The 20592-nt window shown below is 38.0% G+C and carries 22 protein-coding genes and 1 tRNA gene; 17 read left to right on the top strand and 6 right to left on the bottom strand.

Annotated elements, in window-relative coordinates; translation table 11 throughout:
* The first annotated feature begins 8 nt into the window (after nt 1–8).
* On the top strand, nt 9–1043 hold the full coding sequence (locus tag V6260_RS16555) for a hypothetical protein (RefSeq protein WP_149592649.1): 1035 nt from the start codon (nt 9–11) through the stop codon (nt 1041–1043).
* A 540-nt stretch (nt 1044–1583) separates the two neighbouring features.
* On the opposite strand, the gene V6260_RS16550 is transcribed toward V6260_RS16555, so the two are convergent.
* The 4 genes from V6260_RS16550 to V6260_RS16535 all read right to left on the bottom strand — a co-directional run bounded on the left by V6260_RS16550 (nt 1584) and on the right by V6260_RS16535 (nt 5175).
* The gene (locus tag V6260_RS16550; protein WP_149592648.1) at nt 1584–2465 is read right to left on the bottom strand and encodes a site-specific integrase; all 882 of its coding nucleotides are present in this window, start codon (nt 2463–2465) and stop codon (nt 1584–1586) included.
* Nucleotides 2458–2679 (bottom strand): hypothetical protein, encoded by a 222-nt coding sequence (locus V6260_RS16545; protein WP_008136222.1) that lies wholly within the window; start codon nt 2677–2679, stop codon nt 2458–2460. Before V6260_RS16545 ends, V6260_RS16550 begins: the two co-directional genes overlap by 8 nt.
* Nucleotides 2680–3328: 649 nt before the next feature.
* Nucleotides 3329–4816, bottom strand: coding sequence for a hypothetical protein (locus V6260_RS16540; RefSeq protein ID WP_149592647.1), 1488 nt, complete (start codon nt 4814–4816; stop codon nt 3329–3331).
* A 98-nt stretch (nt 4817–4914) separates the two neighbouring features.
* Nucleotides 4915–5175: a helix-turn-helix domain-containing protein gene (locus V6260_RS16535; protein ID WP_149592646.1), complete on the bottom strand. Its 261-nt coding sequence runs from the start codon at nt 5173–5175 to the stop codon at nt 4915–4917.
* A 140-nt stretch (nt 5176–5315) separates the two neighbouring features.
* Here V6260_RS16535 and V6260_RS16530 point away from each other — a divergent pair, with 140 nt between their 5' ends.
* The 5 genes from V6260_RS16530 to V6260_RS16510 all read left to right on the top strand — a co-directional run bounded on the left by V6260_RS16530 (nt 5316) and on the right by V6260_RS16510 (nt 8075).
* Nucleotides 5316–5459 carry a hypothetical protein gene (locus tag V6260_RS16530; RefSeq protein ID WP_341595178.1) on the top strand — a complete coding sequence of 48 codons (144 nt, stop codon included), beginning with the start codon at nt 5316–5318 and terminating at the stop codon, nt 5457–5459.
* An 88-nt stretch (nt 5460–5547) separates the two neighbouring features.
* Entirely contained in the window at nt 5548–5916 is a 369-nt protein-coding gene (locus V6260_RS16525; RefSeq protein WP_149592644.1) for a hypothetical protein, read from the top strand.
* A 31-nt stretch (nt 5917–5947) separates the two neighbouring features.
* On the top strand, nt 5948–6427 hold the full coding sequence (locus V6260_RS16520) for a dual specificity protein phosphatase family protein (protein ID WP_149592643.1): 480 nt from the start codon (nt 5948–5950) through the stop codon (nt 6425–6427).
* A gap of 287 nt (nt 6428–6714) precedes the next feature.
* Nucleotides 6715–6933 (top strand): helix-turn-helix domain-containing protein, encoded by a 219-nt coding sequence (locus tag V6260_RS16515; protein ID WP_008137059.1) that lies wholly within the window; start codon nt 6715–6717, stop codon nt 6931–6933.
* A gap of 77 nt (nt 6934–7010) precedes the next feature.
* Nucleotides 7011–8075, top strand: coding sequence for a replication initiation protein (locus tag V6260_RS16510; RefSeq protein WP_341595177.1), 1065 nt, complete (start codon nt 7011–7013; stop codon nt 8073–8075).
* Nucleotides 8076–8283: 208 nt separating this feature from the next.
* Here the strand turns inward: V6260_RS16510 and V6260_RS16505 are convergent.
* A tRNA-Pro gene (locus tag V6260_RS16505) sits at nt 8284–8360 on the bottom strand.
* Between the two features lie 111 nt (nt 8361–8471).
* Nucleotides 8472–9095: an arylesterase gene (locus V6260_RS16500; RefSeq protein WP_007580376.1), complete on the bottom strand. Its 624-nt coding sequence runs from the start codon at nt 9093–9095 to the stop codon at nt 8472–8474.
* Here V6260_RS16500 and V6260_RS16495 point away from each other — a divergent pair, their 5' ends adjacent.
* The 11 genes from V6260_RS16495 to ybgF all read left to right on the top strand — a co-directional run bounded on the left by V6260_RS16495 (nt 9096) and on the right by ybgF (nt 20316).
* Complete coding sequence (locus V6260_RS16495; protein WP_341595209.1) at nt 9096–9809, top strand: ABC transporter ATP-binding protein; 714 nt, start codon at nt 9096–9098, stop codon at nt 9807–9809.
* Complete coding sequence (locus V6260_RS16490) at nt 9799–12300, top strand: ABC transporter permease (protein WP_341595176.1); 2502 nt, start codon at nt 9799–9801, stop codon at nt 12298–12300. The genes V6260_RS16495 and V6260_RS16490 overlap by 11 nt, the downstream gene beginning before the upstream one ends.
* 130 nt (nt 12301–12430) lie before the next feature.
* Nucleotides 12431–12955 (top strand): crossover junction endodeoxyribonuclease RuvC, encoded by a 525-nt coding sequence (ruvC, locus tag V6260_RS16485; protein ID WP_341595175.1) that lies wholly within the window; start codon nt 12431–12433, stop codon nt 12953–12955.
* Between the two features lie 2 nt (nt 12956–12957).
* The gene (ruvA, locus tag V6260_RS16480) at nt 12958–13575 is read left to right on the top strand and encodes a Holliday junction branch migration protein RuvA (protein WP_341595174.1); all 618 of its coding nucleotides are present in this window, start codon (nt 12958–12960) and stop codon (nt 13573–13575) included.
* A gap of 7 nt (nt 13576–13582) precedes the next feature.
* Nucleotides 13583–14590 carry a Holliday junction branch migration DNA helicase RuvB gene (gene ruvB / locus V6260_RS16475; RefSeq protein WP_138585712.1) on the top strand — a complete coding sequence of 336 codons (1008 nt, stop codon included), beginning with the start codon at nt 13583–13585 and terminating at the stop codon, nt 14588–14590.
* Between the two features lie 963 nt (nt 14591–15553).
* Nucleotides 15554–16258, top strand: a complete 705-nt coding sequence (tolQ, locus tag V6260_RS16470; RefSeq protein ID WP_341595173.1) for a protein TolQ — start codon at nt 15554–15556, stop codon at nt 16256–16258.
* Nucleotides 16245–16676: a protein TolR gene (gene tolR / locus V6260_RS16465; RefSeq protein ID WP_341595172.1), complete on the top strand. Its 432-nt coding sequence runs from the start codon at nt 16245–16247 to the stop codon at nt 16674–16676. Before tolQ ends, tolR begins: the two co-directional genes overlap by 14 nt.
* A gap of 4 nt (nt 16677–16680) precedes the next feature.
* Nucleotides 16681–17607, top strand: a complete 927-nt coding sequence (tolA, locus tag V6260_RS16460; protein WP_341595171.1) for a cell envelope integrity protein TolA — start codon at nt 16681–16683, stop codon at nt 17605–17607.
* Nucleotides 17608–17616: 9 nt separating this feature from the next.
* Nucleotides 17617–18975 carry a Tol-Pal system beta propeller repeat protein TolB gene (gene tolB / locus V6260_RS16455; RefSeq protein ID WP_341595170.1) on the top strand — a complete coding sequence of 453 codons (1359 nt, stop codon included), beginning with the start codon at nt 17617–17619 and terminating at the stop codon, nt 18973–18975.
* Nucleotides 18976–19010: 35 nt separating this feature from the next.
* Complete coding sequence (gene pal, locus V6260_RS16450) at nt 19011–19553, top strand: peptidoglycan-associated lipoprotein Pal (RefSeq protein WP_341595169.1); 543 nt, start codon at nt 19011–19013, stop codon at nt 19551–19553.
* A gap of 13 nt (nt 19554–19566) precedes the next feature.
* Nucleotides 19567–20316, top strand: a complete 750-nt coding sequence (gene ybgF / locus V6260_RS16445; protein WP_341595168.1) for a tol-pal system protein YbgF — start codon at nt 19567–19569, stop codon at nt 20314–20316.
* The last annotated feature ends 276 nt before the right edge of the window (nt 20317–20592 follow it).

Below are 20592 nucleotides of genomic sequence, written 5' to 3'. Positions count from 1 at the left end.
AGGTTTCAGTGGGCAGTAAAAATAAAGCTAATTTAAGTCTGTATGCAGCGAAATTGTATGAGAGTCTATTAATCACTTTAAGAGATAATTTAGGCAAATTTGTTTTATCTATATTTGTCATTTATGGACTGACCCTGATTTATTTAGGTACTGTAGCTGGTGTATATTTTCAGGATGGTGATTCAAATCTATATTACATCCATGAACTGCTCGCTTGGTGGAAAGAAGTATCTGCTTTTCCAGAGTCTAAAGATAATTATACTATTTCATTTTATGCATCGGCAGAACAAGATTATTGGTTTTTTGCAATAATTGGTTTTGCTGTTTCTATTCCTTCAATGAAGCATCCAAGGTCTGATGGTCTTCGAGCTAAAATTCATCATTTTTTCCCCAGATTAACAGAAACTCATCCCTACATGGAATATCTTGTTACTATGATGAACAAGTCGTCTTGTATTACAGAGCAATATAAGAGAGCTGTTACAATCACGAATGTTGATGAAAAATTCTTTACATCAATTGTTTCGACTAGATTTCGATTAAAAAACTTACACCACAATCACTCACTAAATCATAATATTGGAAATTTCTCACTTGTTCCTGATGATGAAGTTCTAAAGCTGCATAAAGTTTGGGGGAAATTGTCGTGTTTTGTTGATGATGAGGGAGGAATTGTATCCCCACCTCAAAATTTAACTGGTAGTGCTTTTAAAGTTAAAGATTACAACATACGACTCGGGGCTGATGATACAAGAGAGTATCATTGTGTTTACGACCTACTAAGTGACATTAATGAAACTATGAGTATGTCTTTCATTCGATTTACTGAAAAGTTTGACTTATGTATCGAAAATCGAAGTGCTTCTAAGATATTTGTTTCGGTCTTTATTCAAAAAGGTGGGACGAACTCTACGCCAAAAATAGTATCAGAAAAGTCAGAGGTAGGTTTGAATGAGACTTTCAATTTGCCAGATAGCATAGAGATGCTTGGCATTAACGATAAAGTATCTGTACAAATATCTTCTTGCAAAGAAGATTCTTAGTAGCTACAATAAATTTATCCAACATCTGGAGGTTATATATGACTATTCAAAGTGAATCAAAAGGTATGTAAAATACTTTAAAACTGTTTAGATAATAAACTTATATTTCTTTAAGCCTCTTGTGAAGCGACATTAATGTCGCTTCATTTGTTACTGGCCATATCAATAAATTTTAACTTCAGATTACATATCTTTCCAGTAGAAAGTTAATCAGACTTTTTATTCCCATGCATTATTTTTAGGTTCCATTCAAATTGTACATTTTCGATTTAGCGAATAAGTAATTATTTATCGATAACAACCTCTAAATTTTTGTTTAAAGCTATACTCATAATTGAGGGACTTCCTCTTAATTGAAAGGATAACGATTATGGCTCTTAAACCTGGACCAAAACCAATTGCTGATTCAACTGGCAAACCTGATAAACGTAGACGTGATAACAAAAATACTCCAGGGAACACCCCAGGATTAAAACCTAGTAAATCTTCAAAGAAATAGATAAGACTTGAAATTAAGGCTATCTTCACGGTAGCTTTAACTTAACGTAAATACACTTCAGTGATTTCTGGCCTAAAATGCCCCATTTCTTGTGAAACGGTCTCTAATGCTATTTGATATGGATATTGGTTGAGTATCAGCTCTAATAACCTTTCTTGTGCGTAGCTATGCCTTAGGCCGTGAGCACCGTTGGAAAATGAAAGCGTACGGTTTGATGCTTTATTAAATGAATCAGACCATTTTTTACCACCTCCAATATTGTACCGCTGTAAGTAGCTTATTTTTCTATCAACAACAGTGATAGGCTTTTTAAATTTGCGAAGTTCTAATTTAGCTGATAAATCGTGAGGTATTAGTACTTCGCGTGTTAAACCTCCTTTACCTGTTACGGTATATATCACACCGTTTCTACCAGACCATTTTGAATCAAAAGCTGGTCGTTTATCTGCTTTGCGCTCTTCAACTTTGGCTATGGTCAATAATTCATGCGCACGAAGCCCCGCAGATAGTGCTATTTGTGTTGATAATGAATATTTAGATGTTTGGTGCTTACTTATTATTTGTGTTTGCTCTGTGGTGTAGGCGCGTGATTTAAGAATTTGCTGATTAATTGATTTAATAACGGGGAGGGTTTGCTTATCTTTAAGTTTGCCGTTTAGCCTCATCATTGCTTGTATAGCTTGGCGCTCCATATCCAGTGATTTTTGACCCACTATTTCTTTTCGGTAATCTAAATAATTGAGAGCTTGATCGATGGTCATTGCCTGAATACCGTTTATGCCAATATCTTTAGCCCAAGAGGCAACGGTGTTAAGTGATTGCTCGTAGTTTCTGGCAGTTCCAAGAGACTTTATAAGCTTACTTTTTGTAAGCCCTTTTATGACATTGTGTGCTTGAGTTTTTGGTTTCGCAAATTTAGCCATGTTTTTTAATCCATCTTTGAATTGTTGACCAATGAGCATTGATACCTTTACGCTTTAGCCAGCGCTGAAGCTCGACAATGTTTGACCCTTGCTTGTAAATTTCTATTAGCTCGAATTTATGTTTATCAAGCTTAGATGTTTTTTTACGGCTTCCTGCGATTAACTTACTTTCAAATTTTAGTTTTTGGACTTCGATTAGGGCATCGAATTTCATGGTATGACTCCAGTCGTATTAAGGTTGTAAGATTGACTGGCAATAAAGCTCAGCGGCACTTAAGCCTATTCGCCCCTGTTTTTCGCATATGCGAAAGGCTCGGACTGATCTCGCCTGATTATTAACCTCATTTCTACGTGTTGTCAGCAGCTGGAGTGCGCCGTTTTTGATTGGTTACTACCTTTTAAAAGATAGTATTTACCTCGTTACTACGTGTTGAAGGCAGCAGAATAGCGCCTGTTTTTTTCTGGCTCGTTAGAGCTTAAGTAACAATAAGATTACCACTTTAGAAATATTTTTCAATCTGCAAATAAAACCTGCGTATAAGAGTGTGAATGTGTTGTCCCCCGCTATGTGTAAGCCGATTTTCGGCTTCGACATAGCGGGGGACAGGGGCGAAGCCCCAATGTTTAAAGAGAGGCTATTGCTCATGATGCCTCTATTAAAATTGGTATTAGCTCATTTGTAGAAGTAAGGTATTAGAAAACCCTTATGATATCCGATGAAGTTTCGTTGGTTGTCGCTTATTTGTAAGCGGTAGAAATATATTAAGCTTGGTTGCTTTTTGACTATATTTTACCAAAAAGCAAACCAATACACTTATATTTAAATAGTTTCAGTAATACTTTTACTATCAATATTTCTATGGCTAATTTGTTTGATTAGGTGAAGCTTTATCTTCTTTCAAAGACTCAGAGACTTCTAATCCTTGATTTACTCTAATTTCTTGTTCCTTAATTATTTTTTGTGAACCTTCACTAAGCTTGGATGCTAATCGGCTAAATCCTGGTATTTTGGCTAAACGTTCAATCGAATCTGTTAATTTAGAGCTTCTATCTAATGCTTCCATGAGAGGATGATCACTCTTATCGTAGTTGGAAATCAATTTACCTGGGTTTTCAGCATTAATTTCCAATATATTAAATAGAAGTTTTGTTTTTAACTCAGAAGAAGCTTCTTGATCTTTGACGCCCTGGATTTGTGTCGAAAGGCCTTCATATGTTTTACTAAGAACTTCTTTGTGGGTGTATTCTTCAATTAAACGCTTAGATAGGTTAACTTTTTTATTATTTGAAAATGCTAGCCAAAGGAAAGGTAAATATATAGGCAATACACTCATAAACATTTTTGGAGAATCTAGAATAACTTCAGTTAGCTCTTTACCTTGCCACAGTAATACTCCAGAGAGCATAACAGGTACTAGGGAAACAATGACCATAGCAATGATGCTGTAGTAGAAATACTTATTTAGCTGCTCATGGTTTTTAACTTCATCAAGCTTTTTTGCTTCATAAGCATGACTTAGACCTGCGGTAAGTGCATTAGGAAGCAAAGATTTGATTTTTTCTTCAATTCCTCTTATGGTTTCCTCCTTTTCAGAAATAAAAGTGTCAATATCAGCTTTATTATTATCGATCTGTTGATCTAGCCGCTGATAGGCCGATTTAGAAAGCTCGGTTAAATCCTCTTTAGTTATTTCTAATTCAGATTTTATTTGAGAATGTTCAGACTCAAGTTTGTCTAATTTGCCAACTTCTTTATGAACCTCTCCTTCTTCGTCTTCTTGTTCATAGCCATAAAAGTCTTCATAAATTTCTGTTAACTTGTTTTTATGATTAATCGATTGTGTCAGTAGGCTTTTTATTTTTTGGGTATTCGATTCAGCAGTACCTATATTTTCTTCTAGCTCATTAAGGTCTTCTTCAAGTGAAGAGAATTTCTCAGGAAGTATAGATAAAGTATCGTATTGATCAGTTATCTGATCATGAATGCTTGTAGTTTTTTGCTTTAACTCATCTAGATAATTAACCGCTTCACGAGCATCTTCAAGAAGAGCTTGTGCTTGTTTATTATTTGATTCAGATTCGGAGTGATATTTTTTTATTTTATCAAGTAAGTTAATACTTTCTTCAGCAGCTTCTTCAGCGAGTTGTTTTGATTTATTTGATTTATTTTTATATTCGGTCACTTTTCGAGAAGAATAGTTAGCATCTTTTTGCAGCTCGGTACCGGATTTTATAAAATCCTCGCGGAGACTTGATTCTAGTTTCCTTAAATTCTCTTCAATTTCAGCAGTCTTTGACCATAAGTAAGATTTCTCTTTATTCAATAAATCTTCAAATTTACTAGTAAACATACCTGTCACTTCTTTTTATTTTTAATGGCTTATACATTATTGTAAGCAAGTATTAACAGCAAGGTAAATGTCTATACCTTACTAATTTAATGAGCTTTTTATTTATAATTCAGTATAGCATTAGCTATATCTTCTTCCTCACAATAAAAAAATGCTGTTGGCACTTCTAATACTTTAGCTAGTGCTCGCACTGTTTGAAAGTCGGGTGAATGAACGCCTTTTTCATACTGATTCATTCTAGGCGAAGCCGCAAACTGATCCATTCCCGCCAGTATTCCTAGTTTTTTTTGCGAAAGTCCTTTTGCTAGTCTTGCCTCTTTTAGCCGTTTTGGAAACGGTGAACCATCATTCGTTTTCATTATATTTAATTCTTAACTTGAAAACTAAGAGTTTCTTAGCTTTAATATGTTCACGATACTAAGGAATACTTAGATGTAGGCGGGTGAAGCAAATGTTGTGGAAAGCAGTTAAGTTTATAGGAGCCGTGACGGTTGATATTTTGCTGGATGTTGATGATAAGTCTGAGCAGGATAAGTTCATTGATGAATACAATGATGGAACTGGAAATGTCGATCATTATGGCGATAGCTACACAGAGCAAGAAGCGCGAGACGCCCATAGCCGTGGTGAGTTCTACAAATAGTTTTGACAGCTGCTCTGTTAGGTGCAATTGTTAGGTGGGTTTTTACACAAAATACAGGCTACGCAGTTGAAAAGCTGCGTAGTTTTTTATGATTAATTTTAATGTTTATGCATTTTTACCCGCGATTGATTTTTTATATATTAAACTGCAAGGCCAAGATAATAGCCGTGATAAGTTATTATCAATCAGGGATAACTTAAGTAAGCTTAATGAAGCACAAGTGCTTAGTGAGTTACTTACCTTAGACTTCATGTTTTACGATTATAGTAACGAGCAATCAGAGGTTTGGGATATACAGCTAGAGTCTTTTTCATCGTTTTATAATCGATCAGAAAAAGTGAAAAGACGCGATAATTACTATCCTGAGGCACATGTTCAATCAGTGTTTAAGTGGATGCTTATGCTTTGTGATGATTGTAGTGATAATTTGAAAACCCATCGTTCAGTAATTCATTAAACGGCACAAACAAAATTTAAAGGGATTTATTATGAAAAAAATTGGCGATTTTGATATTTATGTAGGTACTAAAGAAGAATATGAGCTTGCTAAATCAAAGGGTATGAAAATTGTTTGTGCTTTAAACAGAGCAAATGGCTATGTAACCCACCAATCTGTTGTTGGTTGGAGTGGCAGGGGATGCAACAAAGATAACCCTTACTACTTATTCAAAGAAACGGAGGAAGCGATTTATTTAAATATGATTGATGGTGATAACCCTGCATATGTAAGTAATGAAATGATCGATCCTGCGTTAGGCTTTATAAAAAGAGCTTTAGACAATGAAGAAAAAGTATTTATCTATTGCAGCTTAGGTGAATCTCGAAGCCCATCTATTGCTTTAATGTATTTACTTGAAAACGGTTTAATAGATAGGGAAGACGCGGATAAAGTATTTCGTGAAAACTACTACAGTGAATATAAGCCTAAATTTGGAAACTTGGGCTACATTCAAAAACGGTGGTTATAAATAGAGTGTTATAAAGCCCAATACCCGTTAGAGACTAAACTCCTTGATTTATACTCTTAAGTGATTTAAATTTATAAATAAGCATATTTTATATGCTTATTTATAACGCGAAGAAATTTCACTATTTAATTAAGTTCAGAACATTCTACCTATCACTTTCACAGTGAAAAAACAGGCGCTTACGGGCTGCCTTCAATACGTAACGAGGTACATACACGTATGTGTATGCAATTAAGCCATATCTATGTGGCGCATTTCTTCGCTTCTTTAACGTATTGGAGATTGTTATGCCTGGATATATTACCGCTCAACAAGCAGCTGCTTATTTAAGCTGTTCTACTCAACATATTTATAATATTCGTAATAAAAGTAAAGCCGCTTTAAAAGCGGGGGATCAGCAGTTGGCTAAAAAACTTTCGCCTGAAAGTATTAAGTTAGGTAACAAACTATTATTTGAAAAGTCGACTTTAGATACTTGGCTTCGAAAGTATGGTGACCGCACATAGCTTGCTAATATGGCAGGCATAAAAAATTACACTTCTTGCCTGCCATGTTGATTACTTTTGACATAGGTATTTTTATTATGAATTCAGCATTACAGCCATTAGTGGTTGAGAATAAGTGTGCTCAGTTGCTTTTAACACAAAGATTATTTCAAACCACACCACCTAGAACACTTAGTGCAGATATAAAACATGAAGCACGTTATCGGTATGGTGAGTTAGCGTTAAAAACTCATAAATATATTCAAATAAACCCTAAAAACATCGTGTTTTGGTTGGTTTTTGACATTGATGATGAAAACACTTTCAGCTGGGAAGATAAGTTATTACCGCCACCGAATATAATTGTAAGTGGTTTAGACCGAGCTGATAGCTCTAAAGTAGTTGGTGGCGCGCATCTATTTTACGCAGTTCAATTTGTACCTTCATCAAATGCATCGCGTGAAAAACCAGTCAGGTTTTTAGATGATGTAAAAAAGGGGATGACATTGCAATTAGGCGCTGATGCAGACTATTACGGCCCTTTGAGTAAAAATCCTTTAAATTCGAGTTGGAATACATCTTTCCTTCATGCACATGAATACAGTCTAAATGAATTAAATAATTATTTAACAAAGGTGACAAAAAAACGCCGATATGACTTTGATTGGTCTTTAGTTGCTGAGTCGCGAAACTGTATGGTATTTCATGAACTCAGATTCATAGCATATGAACGCATTAATTATGCGAAAGAAAATTGGACATATGAGCAATGGGAAAGTCATTTATTTAATATTGCTCAGTCGTGTAATGAGTTCAGTTCGTCAGACCTTCCTAAAATCCACCCATTAAACCACTCCGAATTGAAAGGGATTGTTAAGAGTGTGGCTAATTTCACTTGGTTTAAATATAGCTCGTCAAATAACCGTGGGAGAGCCGGACTATTTTTACTGCAAATTAAGATCGTAACTACAAAACTTGCTCAACAGCAGGGGGCTAAGTTTACACACAAAGCACGTAGAACAAACACAGAGGAAAAAATTACTAAAGCAATAACGAAGATACAAAGTGAAGGGAAAAAGCCTTCACAGGTGCTTATAGCCAACGAAATAGGAATGACTCGACAAGCTGTTGCTAAATATAAACATCTACTAGAAATATGTTAATTATGCTGCACATCAGGGTATTAGAAAATAAGATAGGGCATGATGTTACATATTAGAGTTATTTATCTAATAACTACATATGAGAGAGCTGAATTAGCTGTAAGTAGTGAAGCTACATATATGCTACATGTATTAATAATATTTATTGTGCGTGTAGCAATGTGTATTTTATTTAAATTATAAGTACTTAATATTTAAATGAATTAAATGGTCGGTATGGAGAGATTCGAACTCTCGACCCCTGCCACCCCATGACAGTGCGCTACCAAGCTGCGCCACATACCGACGTTGTATGCAATAGTACGTGTATTTTTTTAAAAATCAATAAGCGATTGTTTGTTTGGGTGTTTATTACGCAAGAGACCTAAAAAGGCACTCTTGCGGTGTATTAATTGGCTAGTCTTTATTTAACCACTTTTTGATCGAGTCATACATCTCATCTCGTATTAATGGTTGGGCTTTTTTGTTAGGGTGTAAACTATCGTTTTGCATTAGCTCAGGTTGACCAGCAACATCGAGCATAAAAAAGTTCATTAAATGCGCATTTGTTTCTTCGCTAACGCGCGAAAAAGTGTCAGTAAACATTTTGCTGTAACGCGGGCCGTAATTAGGGGGAATGTAAATCTCCATTAAGGCGGTCATCGCATTAGCTGCTTGGCTTTTTTGAATAAGAGACGTCAAGTTAGTTTGCATTTTTTTAACTGGGAAACCACGTAAACCGTCATTAGCACCTAGCTCAATAAGTACATGAGTGGGTTCGTATTGCTCAAGCAATGCATCTAAACGGCGTAGGGCTCCACCAGATGTTTCGCCACTAATACTGGCGTTGATAAGTTCAATGTCGGCTTGTTCGTCATCGTATTTATCTTGTAACAATTTTACCCAGCCTTCTTCTTGTTGAAGTCCGTAGGCTGCGCTTAAACTGTCACCGAGTATTAAAATCGTGTTGTCGGCTGCTGCGCTCAGCGGTTTGATAACTAAAAATAAAATGAATACTAAACGAAGGATTGAATGAGTCATATGTCAGCGCTTTCTCAATTAAATATAATTCAGGTTAATGGTTTGTCTAAAGTAGTCTCTACCTTTGAAGGAGAGCTGCCCATCCTCAGTGACATCAGCTTTAATGTCAAGCACGGTGAGTCTGTTGCTATAGTTGGCACGTCGGGCTCTGGTAAATCTACGTTACTCAGTTTATTAGCAGGGCTGGATACTGCCACTAGCGGAGAAGTGTTTTTAGATGGCGAGCCATTACACAATTTAGATGAAGAAGAGCGTGCTGCACTGCGCGCGGCTAAAATTGGATTTGTGTTTCAATCGTTTATGTTAGTACAAAGCTTAACAGCACTTGAAAATGTTATGCTGCCAGCAGAGCTTGCTGGTGAAAATGATGCAAAAGAGCAAGCAATTGCATTACTTGAAAAAGTAGGATTGAGCCATCGTATTGATCATTACCCGTCGCAACTCTCTGGCGGTGAACAACAACGTGTTGCTATTGCGCGAGCATTTATTGGGACACCTAAAATACTGTTTGCTGATGAACCTTCGGCTAACTTAGACAGCAAAAACGGTAAAATGATTGAATCCTTATTATTCGATTTAAACACGCAACATGGTACTACGCTTATTTTGGTGACTCACGATGAAGGGCTTGCACAAAAATGTGAGCATATTATTCAAATAGAAGCGGGTTTACTGGTAAAAAGCCAAGTAGAGGACGTTGCTGATGTGGGTTAAGTTAGCGCTTAAATTATTTTCACGAGAATTTCGCCGTGGTGAGCTCACGGTTATAAGCGCAGCTATCGCTCTTGCTGTGTTAACCGTGCTTACACTGTCTATGGTTACTGAGCGAATAGGGCAAAGTATTGCACAAAAAAGCAGTGCTTTTATTGCTGCAGATCGCGTTCTTGCCAGTGATCATGTGCTTGATACGGCTTTTATTACTCAAGCACAAAGCCAAAATTTAAAAACGGCTCAAATGGTGTATTTCGACACTATGTTGTTTGCCAATGAAGAAATGCAGTTTAGCTCAGTAAAAGCGGCATCTGATGCGTATCCGCTCAAAGGCCAGTTAAAAGTTAAAGATACCCTAACAGGTGAAACTAAGGTTGCTAATAGTGGACCAATGCCTGGTAATGTGTGGCTAAGTGAATCGGTATTTTACAGTTTAAATATTGATATAGGTGCGCAAGTAGAACTTGGCGCGGCATTATTTAATGTTTCAAAAGTTATTGTAGAGGAGCCAGATGCGCCATTTAATGTATTTTCAAGCAGCCGTCGTGTGCTTATTAATATTGATGATGTGGCAAAAACCGAAGTTGTGCAACCGGGTAGCCGTGTTTATTACCGCCAACTTTATGCGGGTAATGAGGCTGACATAAATAGCTTTTATGAGTGGCTTAAACCACAAATGAAAGAAAACCAACAATGGTATGGCGTTAAAGACCGCCAATCACCTATTTCAAATAGTTTAAACCGCGCAGAGAGCTTTTTATTACTAGCCGGCCTATTAGGTATTATTTTAGCAGCAGTGGCTATAGCGGTTTCAGCAAAACGTTATTGTGAACGCCAATACGACCCAGTAGCGATGATGAAAACGCTAGGCGGTAGCCGCTCAATGATCCGCAAAATATACATGCTCCATTTATTGCTTGTATGTGTAATGGCGGTAAGTATTGGGTTGTTAATTGGTTATGGCTTGCAAGAAATAACAACAAGTTACTTATCAAAGAGTATGGGTACAGAGCTCCCTTTAGGTGGCTTTAAACCTTGGCTGGTGGCTATAAGCACTGGCGTAATTTGCGCCGTTATGTTTTCTATTAAACCGTTATTTGATTTATTCGATATTCCACCGCTTAGGGTGCTGCGCCGTAATTTAGGTGACAAGTTGGCAGTTAGTCGTGTTCATTTAGGTATGAGTGCGCTAACCGTGTTTTTATTAATGTGGTTATTTAGTAACAACATAAAAATAACGCTTATTTTGTTTATATCAACACTTGCGCTAATTGGTGTGTTGTTTTTGGTGTCTAAATTAATATTTGGTGGCGGTCGAAAGCTCGGCTTAAAACCGGGTAACAGTTGGTCGCTTGCAATTGCGTCTATTCAAAAGCGTGCAAATGTGAACGCGGTACAGTTAATTAGTTTTTCGTTAGCGATTAAATTACTGCTGTTTTTAGTGGTACTTAAAAACGATATGATATCTGATTGGCAGTCGCAACTTCCAAGCGACGCGCCTAATGCGTTTTTAGTTAATATTACGCAAAATGAGCTTGAGCCAATTAATGAATATTTGGCACAAAAAGATATTCAGGTATCAGAGTTTTATCCCACTATTCGTGGGCGCGTAAATGCGGTAAACGGCGAGTTGGTAGCACGTTCTGTATCGCTGCAAGACAACGAGAAAAAAGACGAAGAAGCACGTGCAGGTATCGGCCGTGAGCTAAATCTTACGTGGCTTAAAGATGTACCTGATCAAAATGAAGTAACACAAGGCACGTGGTTTGGTGAAAATGCAACAGCCGAAGCCTCGGTAGAGGAGTCGATGCTTGAGCGTTTAGATGTTGAAATAGGCGACACGCTAACATTTTTAATTGGTTCGCAGTCGTTCGACGCTAAAATCACCAGTGTTCGTAAAGTTAATTGGGCCACGCTTAAACCTAACTTTTTTATTATTTTAAGCCCCGATGTACTTGCAGATTTTCCTGCAACGTATATTTCGTCGGTACGCATAAACCCAGAGCAAAAGCGTGACTTTAGCCAGTTACTGCGCACTTACCCAACTATTACAGCGATTGACATTGATAACTTTGTTAAGCAAATACAAACTACTATTTCGCAAGTCTCTCTCGCCATTGGCTTTGTACTGGCTATTGTTGTGCTGTGTGGCGCGCTTGTACTTATATCGCAAGTGCAAGCTAGTTTAGGTGAACGTATGCAAGAAATTGTAATACTTAGAACGCTTGGCGCTAAAAGCCGATTAATTAAAAATGCGACCTTGTATGAGTTTTTATTACTAGGTGGTTTAGCTGGCTTAGTCGCTGCATTTTTTAGTGATATAGCGCTTTTAATTGTGCAGCAACAAATGTTTGATTTAGCCGGTAAGTTACACCCGCATATATGGATTATTGGTCCGGTAGCTGGCGGCGCTTTTGTGGCAGGTTTAGGCTATTTAATGATTGCCAGAACACTTAAACAAAACACTCAAGGATTAGTGCGTGCGCTAGGGTAAGCTTAAACTAACATGCTCCTTTAAATGCCCACCTAACACGTGGGCATTTTTGTTTTTCTTTGTACTGGTAATTTATACAGTGCTCTGGCATTATTAGCGTAATTTAAAAATAATAACAATGGAGCGCTGTTTGGCCATCATTTTAGGGATCGATCCTGGTTCACGTTTGACCGGATATGGTGTTGTTGCCCATCAAGGTTCTAAATTTACGTACTTAGGCAGTGGCTGTATTAAGTTAGCCGATCATCCTTTTCCGGTTAGGCTTAAAATGATCTACCAAGGTATTACACAGCTTATTGAGCAATTTTCGCCAGAAAATTTTGCGATAGAAAAAGTATTTATGGCGCACAATCCCGATTCTGCTTTAAAACTAGGCCAAGCCCGAGGAGCCGCGATAGTTGGCGCTTCTATGGCCGACTTACCCGTATTTGAATACTCAGCTAGGCAAATTAAGCAAGCAGTAGTCGGCAACGGTGGCGCAGATAAAACACAAGTGCAACATATGGTAAAGAATATTTTAAAACTACCCGGTACGCCACAGGCCGATGCAGCGGATGCACTTGCTATTGCGATTTGCCATGCTCACTCAGAACAAAATTTAATTAAACTAGCGGGCAGCGCAAGCAAAACCGTTAGAGGACGTTTAAGGAAGTAATTATGATAGGCCGCTTAAATGGTATTTTAGTTGAAAAACAGCCACCAGAAGTATTACTCGAAGTAAGTGGTGTAGGTTACGAAGTACAAATGCCAATGACCTGTTTTTACGATTTACCAAAAATTGGTGAAAACGCGATTGTTTATACGCACTTTGTAGTGCGTGAAGATGCTCAACTATTATTTGGTTTTAATAATAAAGTTGAGCGTGCCTTATTTAGAGAGCTATTAAAAGCAAATGGGGTAGGACCAAAACTTGGCTTAGCTATTTTATCGGGCATGTCGGCAAAACAATTTGTAAGTTGTGTAAATAACGAAGACTCAACGTCGCTTGTTAAATTACCGGGTGTAGGTAAAAAAACAGCTGAGCGTTTAGTGCTTGAAATGAAAGACAGATTAAAAGATTGGGGCAATGATTTATTTACGCCATTTAGCGATAGCGCAGTAATAGAGCCAATGAGCGATACGACAATTGCCAATAATGCAGCAGATGATGCCGTATCAGCACTGCTTGCGTTAGGTTATAAATTGCCACAAGCTCAAAAAGCAGTAAAATCGATAAGCAAACCCGATATGTCTACTGAGGTTCTTATTAGAGAATCTTTAAAATCAATGTTGTGAGTAACCCATGATTGAAGCGGATCGCTTAATTGATGCGACTGAAAAAACAAATGAAGACTCTATAGATCGTGCAATAAGACCAAAACTCTTAGCCGACTACAGAGGCCAGCCTCATGTTAAGCAGCAAATGGAAATTTTTATTGAAGCTGCGCGAACCCGTGGTGAAGCGCTCGATCATTTATTAATATTTGGCCCACCTGGGCTTGGTAAAACCACGCTTGCAAATATCGTAGCCAACGAATTACACGTAAGTATTAAAACAACATCAGGCCCTGTACTTGAAAAAGCAGGCGATTTAGCTGCGCTGCTTACTAATTTAGAAGAAGGCGACGTACTGTTTATCGATGAAATACACAGGCTAAGCCCGCAAGTTGAAGAAATACTGTATCCCGCAATGGAAGACTACCAGCTTGATATAATGATTGGCGAAGGCCCAGCTGCGCGCTCTATAAAGTTAGACTTACCTGCATTTACACTTATTGGTGCAACCACCCGAGCAGGCTCGCTTACATCGCCACTACGTGACCGTTTTGGTATTGTGCAGCGATTAGAGTTTTATTCTGTAGAGGATTTGTCGCACATAGTAGGGCGTTCAGCACATTATCTTGATTTAGAAATGTGCGACGATGGCGCAACCGAAATTGCACAGCGATCACGTGGCACACCGCGTATAGCTAACCGTTTATTACGCCGCGTACGTGATTACACACAAGTTAAGTCTGACGGTACAGTAAACGCCGAAGTAGCTAAGCAAGCGCTTGACATGATTGACGTAGATAAAAGCGGTTTTGATTATATGGACCGCAAATATTTACTCGCCATAATCGAAAAATTTATGGGCGGCCCTGTCGGGCTCGACAATGTAGCGGCTGCTATTGGCGAAGAGCGCGAAACAATAGAAGATGTGATAGAACCATTTTTAATCCAGCAAGGATTTATTCAGCGTACACCACGCGGGCGAATAGTGTCTGACAGTGCATACCATCACTTTGGTTTACTTCCTAAAAAAGACTAGCCTATATACTTTACTTGCTGTGTTTTGTTGCGCAGCAGGTAATTGTCTTAGTATCCCTTTGTTTCAAATTATTATACTCAAAACCTCAACACTCTGTTGCATATGTTATTTCAAAATACAAATACGCTTTATAGTTAACTGTTAATTCACAGGGCGTTAAGACTCGCGAAGCTATTCTGCGTACCATTCAAACTAGTAAGCGAATTACTTATTGTAAATTAGGTAGTGCAATTATTAGTTTATAAATAAAATATGTAGCACACTAAATTTCAGGCAAAAAAAAGCCCGCAAAAAATGCGGGCAAACAACAAGTTGAAGGAAGTAATCCAGGGGAACTACGTTTTACTAAATTTGGTTTTATCCAGAAAGAGTAAAACAACGTAATACGATAAAATATCCTATTACTAGGAACTTGGCTTAATGAAACTATCTCATTCAGTGCGCTAGCTCGGTATGGGAGAATAATACGTAAGTTTACTTTTTTGTTCAAACTAGAAAATTTGTATTTTCAGATTAGAAAAACTAATTTAGTGAATTTTATTGTTGTTTGAATCTTGTGCGTTAATTAATCGTTAAAATCATAAGCTCATGAAAATTAATGCTTACGTGCATTGTCGCGTTGTTGTTCGGCATTAGTTTTACTATTACATTGGAGTCATGTTTAAATGCTTTTGAGTGTTTATGCATTAATTTTGAATAAACGCCGTGTTTTATGAAGTTTATTGATATATTTAAGCACTTGTTTGGTTGTTTTATGAATTGTTAATAAAAATTTGGTTGGTTTTTATATGAGAAATGATAAATAAAGGCGATTTTTAACGTTTTTTGTTGCTTATTCATAGCAATATCGTTGTCAGCTTGAAACGGACTAGATACACTAGACGCAACTTTTGACCGCAGAAGTGGTCATATTTATACGAATTAATCAATTTGCCGTATTTTGAAATTATTTAGGAGTTTAACGTGGGATCAGGGCTTAATTTTTTAGACCTAATTTTAGAGGCGAGTTTGCTTGTTCAATTAGTAATGTTAGGGCTAGTTGCCATGTCTGTAATGTCGTGGGCAATTATATTTCAACGTAAAAAAGCAATATCGGATGCTCTAGCAAACGCTAAGAAGTTCGAGCAAAAATTCTGGTCAGGAATTGATTTAAGCAAGTTGTATAATGAAATTTCGTCACGTAGTGTTCAGTCTCAGGGTATTGAAGCACTATTTACTGCTGGCTTTAAAGAGTTTGCGCGTCACAAAAAAAATACATTCCAAAGTGCAGGTATTGTTATGGAAGGAACACATCGCTCTATGCGTGTTGCGCTTTCTCGTGAAATTGAAAAAATTGAATCTAGCTTATCGTTTTTAGCTACGGTAGGTTCTATCAGCCCGTATATCGGATTGTTTGGTACAGTGTGGGGTATAATGAATGCCTTTATTGCACTAGGTGAAGTTAAACAAGCTACATTACAGATGGTTGCCCCCGGTATTGCAGAGGCGCTAATAGCTACAGCAATGGGGTTGTTTGCCGCTATTCCTGCCGTTATTGCTTATAACCGTTTTTCAAACAGTGTTGAAAAGCTTGAGTCTCATTATATTAACTTTATGGAAGAGTTTGCTAATATTTTACACCGTCAAGCAGCTACACAAATAGAGGCACAAGCGAATGTATCAGCGTAAAAAGCGTCGTCCGGTCGCAGAAATTAATGTAGTACCTTACATTGATGTTATGTTGGTACTACTGATTATATTCATGGCTACAGCACCGCTGATTACGCATGGTGTAAAAGTTGACTTGCCTAAAATGGAGGAGTCTGATTTAGTTGATACTAAAGATACTCCACCTATTATTGCGTCAATAGATGCACAAGGTAAGTATTACGTGAGCGTAGGTACAGATCCTGAAGAACCAATGGAAGCACTTGACGTAGCTGCTGTTATAAAATTACAGTTAATGAAAAACCCCGACGTACCAGTTATGATTAAAGGATCGGGTAAGGTATCGTATCAAGAAGTATTACTACTAATGGATTTTTTGAAAAGTGCGGGTGTACCATCAGTTGGCTTAATGACGGAATCCTTTGAGGGGACACAGTAGAAGTATGAATAGTTCATTAATCAAATCAGTACTTTTGCATTTAGCGTTAGGTGGCTTTTTATGGGGTTCCGCAAATATTAGCCCTTCGGCACCTAAAGTAATGGAAGTAACGCTTAATTCGGCTATTCCAACGCCGGATAAAGCGGTATCAGCTGTAACCGTTGATCAAAAGCAGGTTGAGAAAAAAATTGCTGAGCTTAAAAACAAAGAAGAAAGCAAAAAGCGTGCAGAGGATAAAAGGATTCGTGATTTGGAGCGTAGAGCGGCAAATGCTCGTAAGCAGCGTGAATCTGAAGCTAGACATATCAAAAAGTTAGAGCAAGAACGTAAAGCTAAAGAAAAAGAAGCAGCGCAAGCGCAAGCACAAGCTAAAAAAGCACGCGCTATAGAGCAAAAAGAACGGGCTAAAGCAAAGCAAGCTGAGAAGCAAAAGCTAGAAGCCGAAAGTGCAGCGAAAGCTGCTGCTGATAAGCGCAAAGCTGAAGAAGAAGCGCTGAAAAAAGCAGAGGCTGAACGAAAAATACGTGAAGCTGAGGCAAAGGAACGTGCAGCAGAGGCGGAACGTAAACGTCAGCAAGCATTGCAAGAGCAAATGTTACAAGAACAACTTGCTAAAGAACAGGCTGCACGAAATAAAATACGTCAACAACAAGTTGTAGGTGAAGTTGATAAATATCGCGCTTTAATCATGGCACGTATTCAACAAAACTTACTGATTGACGAAAAAATGAAAAACCAACAGTGTCGAGTAAACATCCGTTTAGGTTTTAATGGCTTGGTTACACAAGTTAAATCTTTAGGTGGTGATAAGTTAGTATGTGAAGCCGCATTAAGAGCAGTACGGATGGCTGACACGTTGCCAGTATCTAAAGATAAAGACGTATTTGATCAGCTTAAGAATATTAATTTAACAATCAAGCCAGAATTTTAAAGGAATGATATGTTCAACAAAATGAAAATAGCCTGTTTAGTTTTACTTTTTGGGTTTGTGGGTGCTGCTAACGCCGCGCTCGAAATTGTAATAACGGAGGGCGTAGATGGTGCAAGGCCTATTGCCATTGTACCTTTTAAATACCAAGGTGTTGGTCCAATCCCTGCAAAATTAAGTGATGTTATTGCAGCTGATCTTATGCGTAGTGGCAAATTTAAGCCTGTGGATGTGCCACAAATGCCTCAGCAACCTAGTAAAGATAGCGAAATAGATTATGCGTCGTGGGTTAATAAGGGTGTAGAAGCTGTACTGGTTGGCGAAGTAGAACAACAAACAAATGGGCGCTACCTTGTTCGTTATGAGCTAATTGATGTTATTCGCGGTCAAATTACTGGTGGCAATACACAAATGATGAGTAATGGTAGATTAATCAAAAGCCAAGCTCACATATTAGAGGCACGAGAGAGTGTAATTAGCGAGAGTGGTTTTCGTCGCTATTCTCATAGAATAAGTGATGTTGTATATGAAAAGTTAACTGGTGAAAAAGGGGCTTTTTTAACTAAAATTGCTTATGTAATTGTGCGCGATTCAGATACAAAGCCATATCAATTGGTAGTTGCTGATTATGATGGCTTTAATGAGCAAGTATTATTGCGCTCAAATGAGCCTTTGATGTCACCAGCTTGGTCTCCTGATGGGACTAAGTTAGCTTATGTAACGTTCGAAAATCGACAAAGCCAAATTTATATCCAAGATATTTACACAGGAAAGCGTGAAATTATTGCAAGCTATCGTGGTATTAACGGAGCCCCTCAATTTTCACCTGATGGTAAGAAGCTTTTACTCGTACTTTCGAAAGACAAAGGCGGGGCAACTGAAGTTTACTTGCTAGATTTAATCTCAGGCAAAGAAACTCGTCTTACACGTCATCGAAGCATAGATACTGAGCCATCTTGGCACCCAAATGGTCAAGATATCGTATTTACATCTGAAAGGGGTGGTAATGCTCAGATTTATAAGTTAAATTTAAAAACTGGTAGGTCACAGCGACTTACTTTTGATGGTGATATGAATCTTGCGGGTTCTATAACACCAGATGGAAAAGAATTAGTGATGGTTAACCGTACCAACGGGCAGTACCATCTTGCTAAGAAAGAGCTGGCTTCAGGCGCGTTTCAAGTATTAACTAGAACTCGTCTTGATGAGTCACCGAGCATAGCGCCAAATGGCTCGATGATTATATATAGCACGCTTTATAATAATAAACAGGTACTCGCGCTGGTATCGATGGACGGCCGCTTTAAAGCACGGTTACCTGTGCTAGACGGACAAGTAAAGGCTCCAGCTTGGTCGCCATATTTACAGTAATATTTGCTGGTTTACTCAAAATAGGAATCTACTCAATGCAACTTAACAAAATACTTAAAGGCCTGCTAATTGCTGTGCCAGTAATGACATTAGCAGCTTGTAGCTCATCTTCAGATATAGATGAAGGTGCTGCAAACCAATCAAATCAAGGCGTTGTTGAACAGTCGAACAATTCAGATACAGTTGAAGTTGCCACAATTTCACCTGAGCAACAAGCAGAAGAGCAACTTCGCCAAAAGTACGAAGCTCTTCGCCAAGAGCAAGTAATTTACTTTGACTTTGATAAAGCCACTGTTGAGAGTAAGTATGCGGATTTACTGCGTGCACATGCTGAGTTTTTAGTTCAAAATCCTTCAGTTAAAGTACTAATTGAAGGCCATGCGGATGAGCGCGGTACTCCTGAGTACAATATTGCATTAGGTGAACACCGTGGCCAAGCAGTTGAAAAATACTTACAAAGTTTAGGTGTTTCAGCTAGTCAAATGTCAGTAGTAAGTTACGGTGAAGAGAAGCCAATGGTTAAGTCTCGTACTGAATCAGCTTTCGCTAAAAACCGCCGTGCGGTATTAGTTTACTAAGATAAGAGATATTATGAAGCCGAAAATAATTTTGGCAGCCATGATATTGAGCGGGAGCACCCAGTTAATGGCTGCTCCCGCTCCTGTTTCAGAAGCTGCAAGTTCACAATCGAGTGTCGAGAAGCGATTAGCGTCGCTTGAGAATATGATGCAGTCGCGTAACTTATTACAAGTAGAGTTACAGCAACAACTTAACTTGTTACAGGACGAAGTAAGTCAAATTCGTGGTGTAACCGAAGAGCAAAGCTACAAACTTGAAAAAGTATTGCAGCGTCAGCGTGAGTTGTATCAAGAAATTGAAAACCGCGTGAGCCAGGCTTATACACAGCCAACAGCAGCTCCAGTAGCCGATCAGGCGCAGCCAAACGATGCACAAAGCTACAGCAGTGACTTATCTGAAAATGAAGCGTACGAGCGTGCTGTTGCGTTAATAATGAAAGATAAACGCTACGATCAAGCTATTCCTGAATTTCAAACGTTTTTAACTACTTATCCAAACTCTGTATATGCGTCTAACGCACATTATTGGTTAGGGCAGTTGCTTACTATTAAAAATGATGGTGTGAAAGCGGTAGAGCATTTTAAAGTGGTTGTTAACGAATTTCCAAATTCTAATAAACGCCCAGATGCAATGCTAAAGTTAGGCACACTTTTACAAGATCAGGGATCAGCGGCGCAAGCACAAAAAATATTGAGCGATCTTATCAATCAATACCCAAGTACAACCGCTGCAAAACTAGCAACTGATCGTTTAGGAAACTAAAGTTCACCAGCGATTAAATTTCTAGTTAAGGCGAGCAAACTACATGGAAACTCTCGAAGAATGTTGGATTTGCATGTAGTTTGAGCACAAACGGTTTAATTTTGTGCATCTAGACATAAAAACTTAAAAAAAGAGACAATTTCGGTTGCACTCATTTTATAAATAAGTATTATAAGCGCCCGCAGCAAACGAATGGTTAACCCACTCGAAATGCGACAAAAAGAGCGGGTTATTAGCTCAGTTGGTAGAGCAGTTGACTTTTAATCAATTGGTCGA

This window comes from Pseudoalteromonas aliena, from assembly GCF_038155085.1.
GTDB classification, from domain to species: Bacteria; Pseudomonadota; Gammaproteobacteria; order Enterobacterales; family Alteromonadaceae; genus Pseudoalteromonas; species Pseudoalteromonas aliena_A.
This window is presented reverse-complemented; position numbering and strand designations above follow the sequence as displayed.

Coding starts and splice junctions, on each gene's coding strand:
- tolB (WP_341595170.1), top strand. CDS start 17,617: ATGTTCAACAAAATGAAAATAGCCTGTTTAGTTTTACTTTTTGGGTTT.
- ybgF (WP_341595168.1), top strand. CDS start 19,567: ATGAAGCCGAAAATAATTTTGGCAGCCATGATATTGAGCGGGAGCACC.
- V6260_RS16490 (WP_341595176.1), top strand. CDS start 9,799: ATGTGGGTTAAGTTAGCGCTTAAATTATTTTCACGAGAATTTCGCCGT.
- V6260_RS16550 (WP_149592648.1), bottom strand. CDS start 2,465: ATGGCTAAATTTGCGAAACCAAAAACTCAAGCACACAATGTCATAAAA.
- tolR (WP_341595172.1), top strand. CDS start 16,245: ATGTATCAGCGTAAAAAGCGTCGTCCGGTCGCAGAAATTAATGTAGTA.
- tolA (WP_341595171.1), top strand. CDS start 16,681: ATGAATAGTTCATTAATCAAATCAGTACTTTTGCATTTAGCGTTAGGT.
- V6260_RS16515 (WP_008137059.1), top strand. CDS start 6,715: ATGCCTGGATATATTACCGCTCAACAAGCAGCTGCTTATTTAAGCTGT.
- V6260_RS16535 (WP_149592646.1), bottom strand. CDS start 5,175: ATGAAAACGAATGATGGTTCACCGTTTCCAAAACGGCTAAAAGAGGCA.
- V6260_RS16540 (WP_149592647.1), bottom strand. CDS start 4,816: ATGTTTACTAGTAAATTTGAAGATTTATTGAATAAAGAGAAATCTTAC.
- V6260_RS16525 (WP_149592644.1), top strand. CDS start 5,548: ATGATTAATTTTAATGTTTATGCATTTTTACCCGCGATTGATTTTTTA.
- ruvB (WP_138585712.1), top strand. CDS start 13,583: ATGATTGAAGCGGATCGCTTAATTGATGCGACTGAAAAAACAAATGAA.
- pal (WP_341595169.1), top strand. CDS start 19,011: ATGCAACTTAACAAAATACTTAAAGGCCTGCTAATTGCTGTGCCAGTA.
- V6260_RS16545 (WP_008136222.1), bottom strand. CDS start 2,679: ATGAAATTCGATGCCCTAATCGAAGTCCAAAAACTAAAATTTGAAAGT.
- V6260_RS16510 (WP_341595177.1), top strand. CDS start 7,011: ATGAATTCAGCATTACAGCCATTAGTGGTTGAGAATAAGTGTGCTCAG.
- V6260_RS16520 (WP_149592643.1), top strand. CDS start 5,948: ATGAAAAAAATTGGCGATTTTGATATTTATGTAGGTACTAAAGAAGAA.
- ruvA (WP_341595174.1), top strand. CDS start 12,958: ATGATAGGCCGCTTAAATGGTATTTTAGTTGAAAAACAGCCACCAGAA.
- V6260_RS16495 (WP_341595209.1), top strand. CDS start 9,096: ATGTCAGCGCTTTCTCAATTAAATATAATTCAGGTTAATGGTTTGTCT.
- V6260_RS16500 (WP_007580376.1), bottom strand. CDS start 9,095: ATGACTCATTCAATCCTTCGTTTAGTATTCATTTTATTTTTAGTTATC.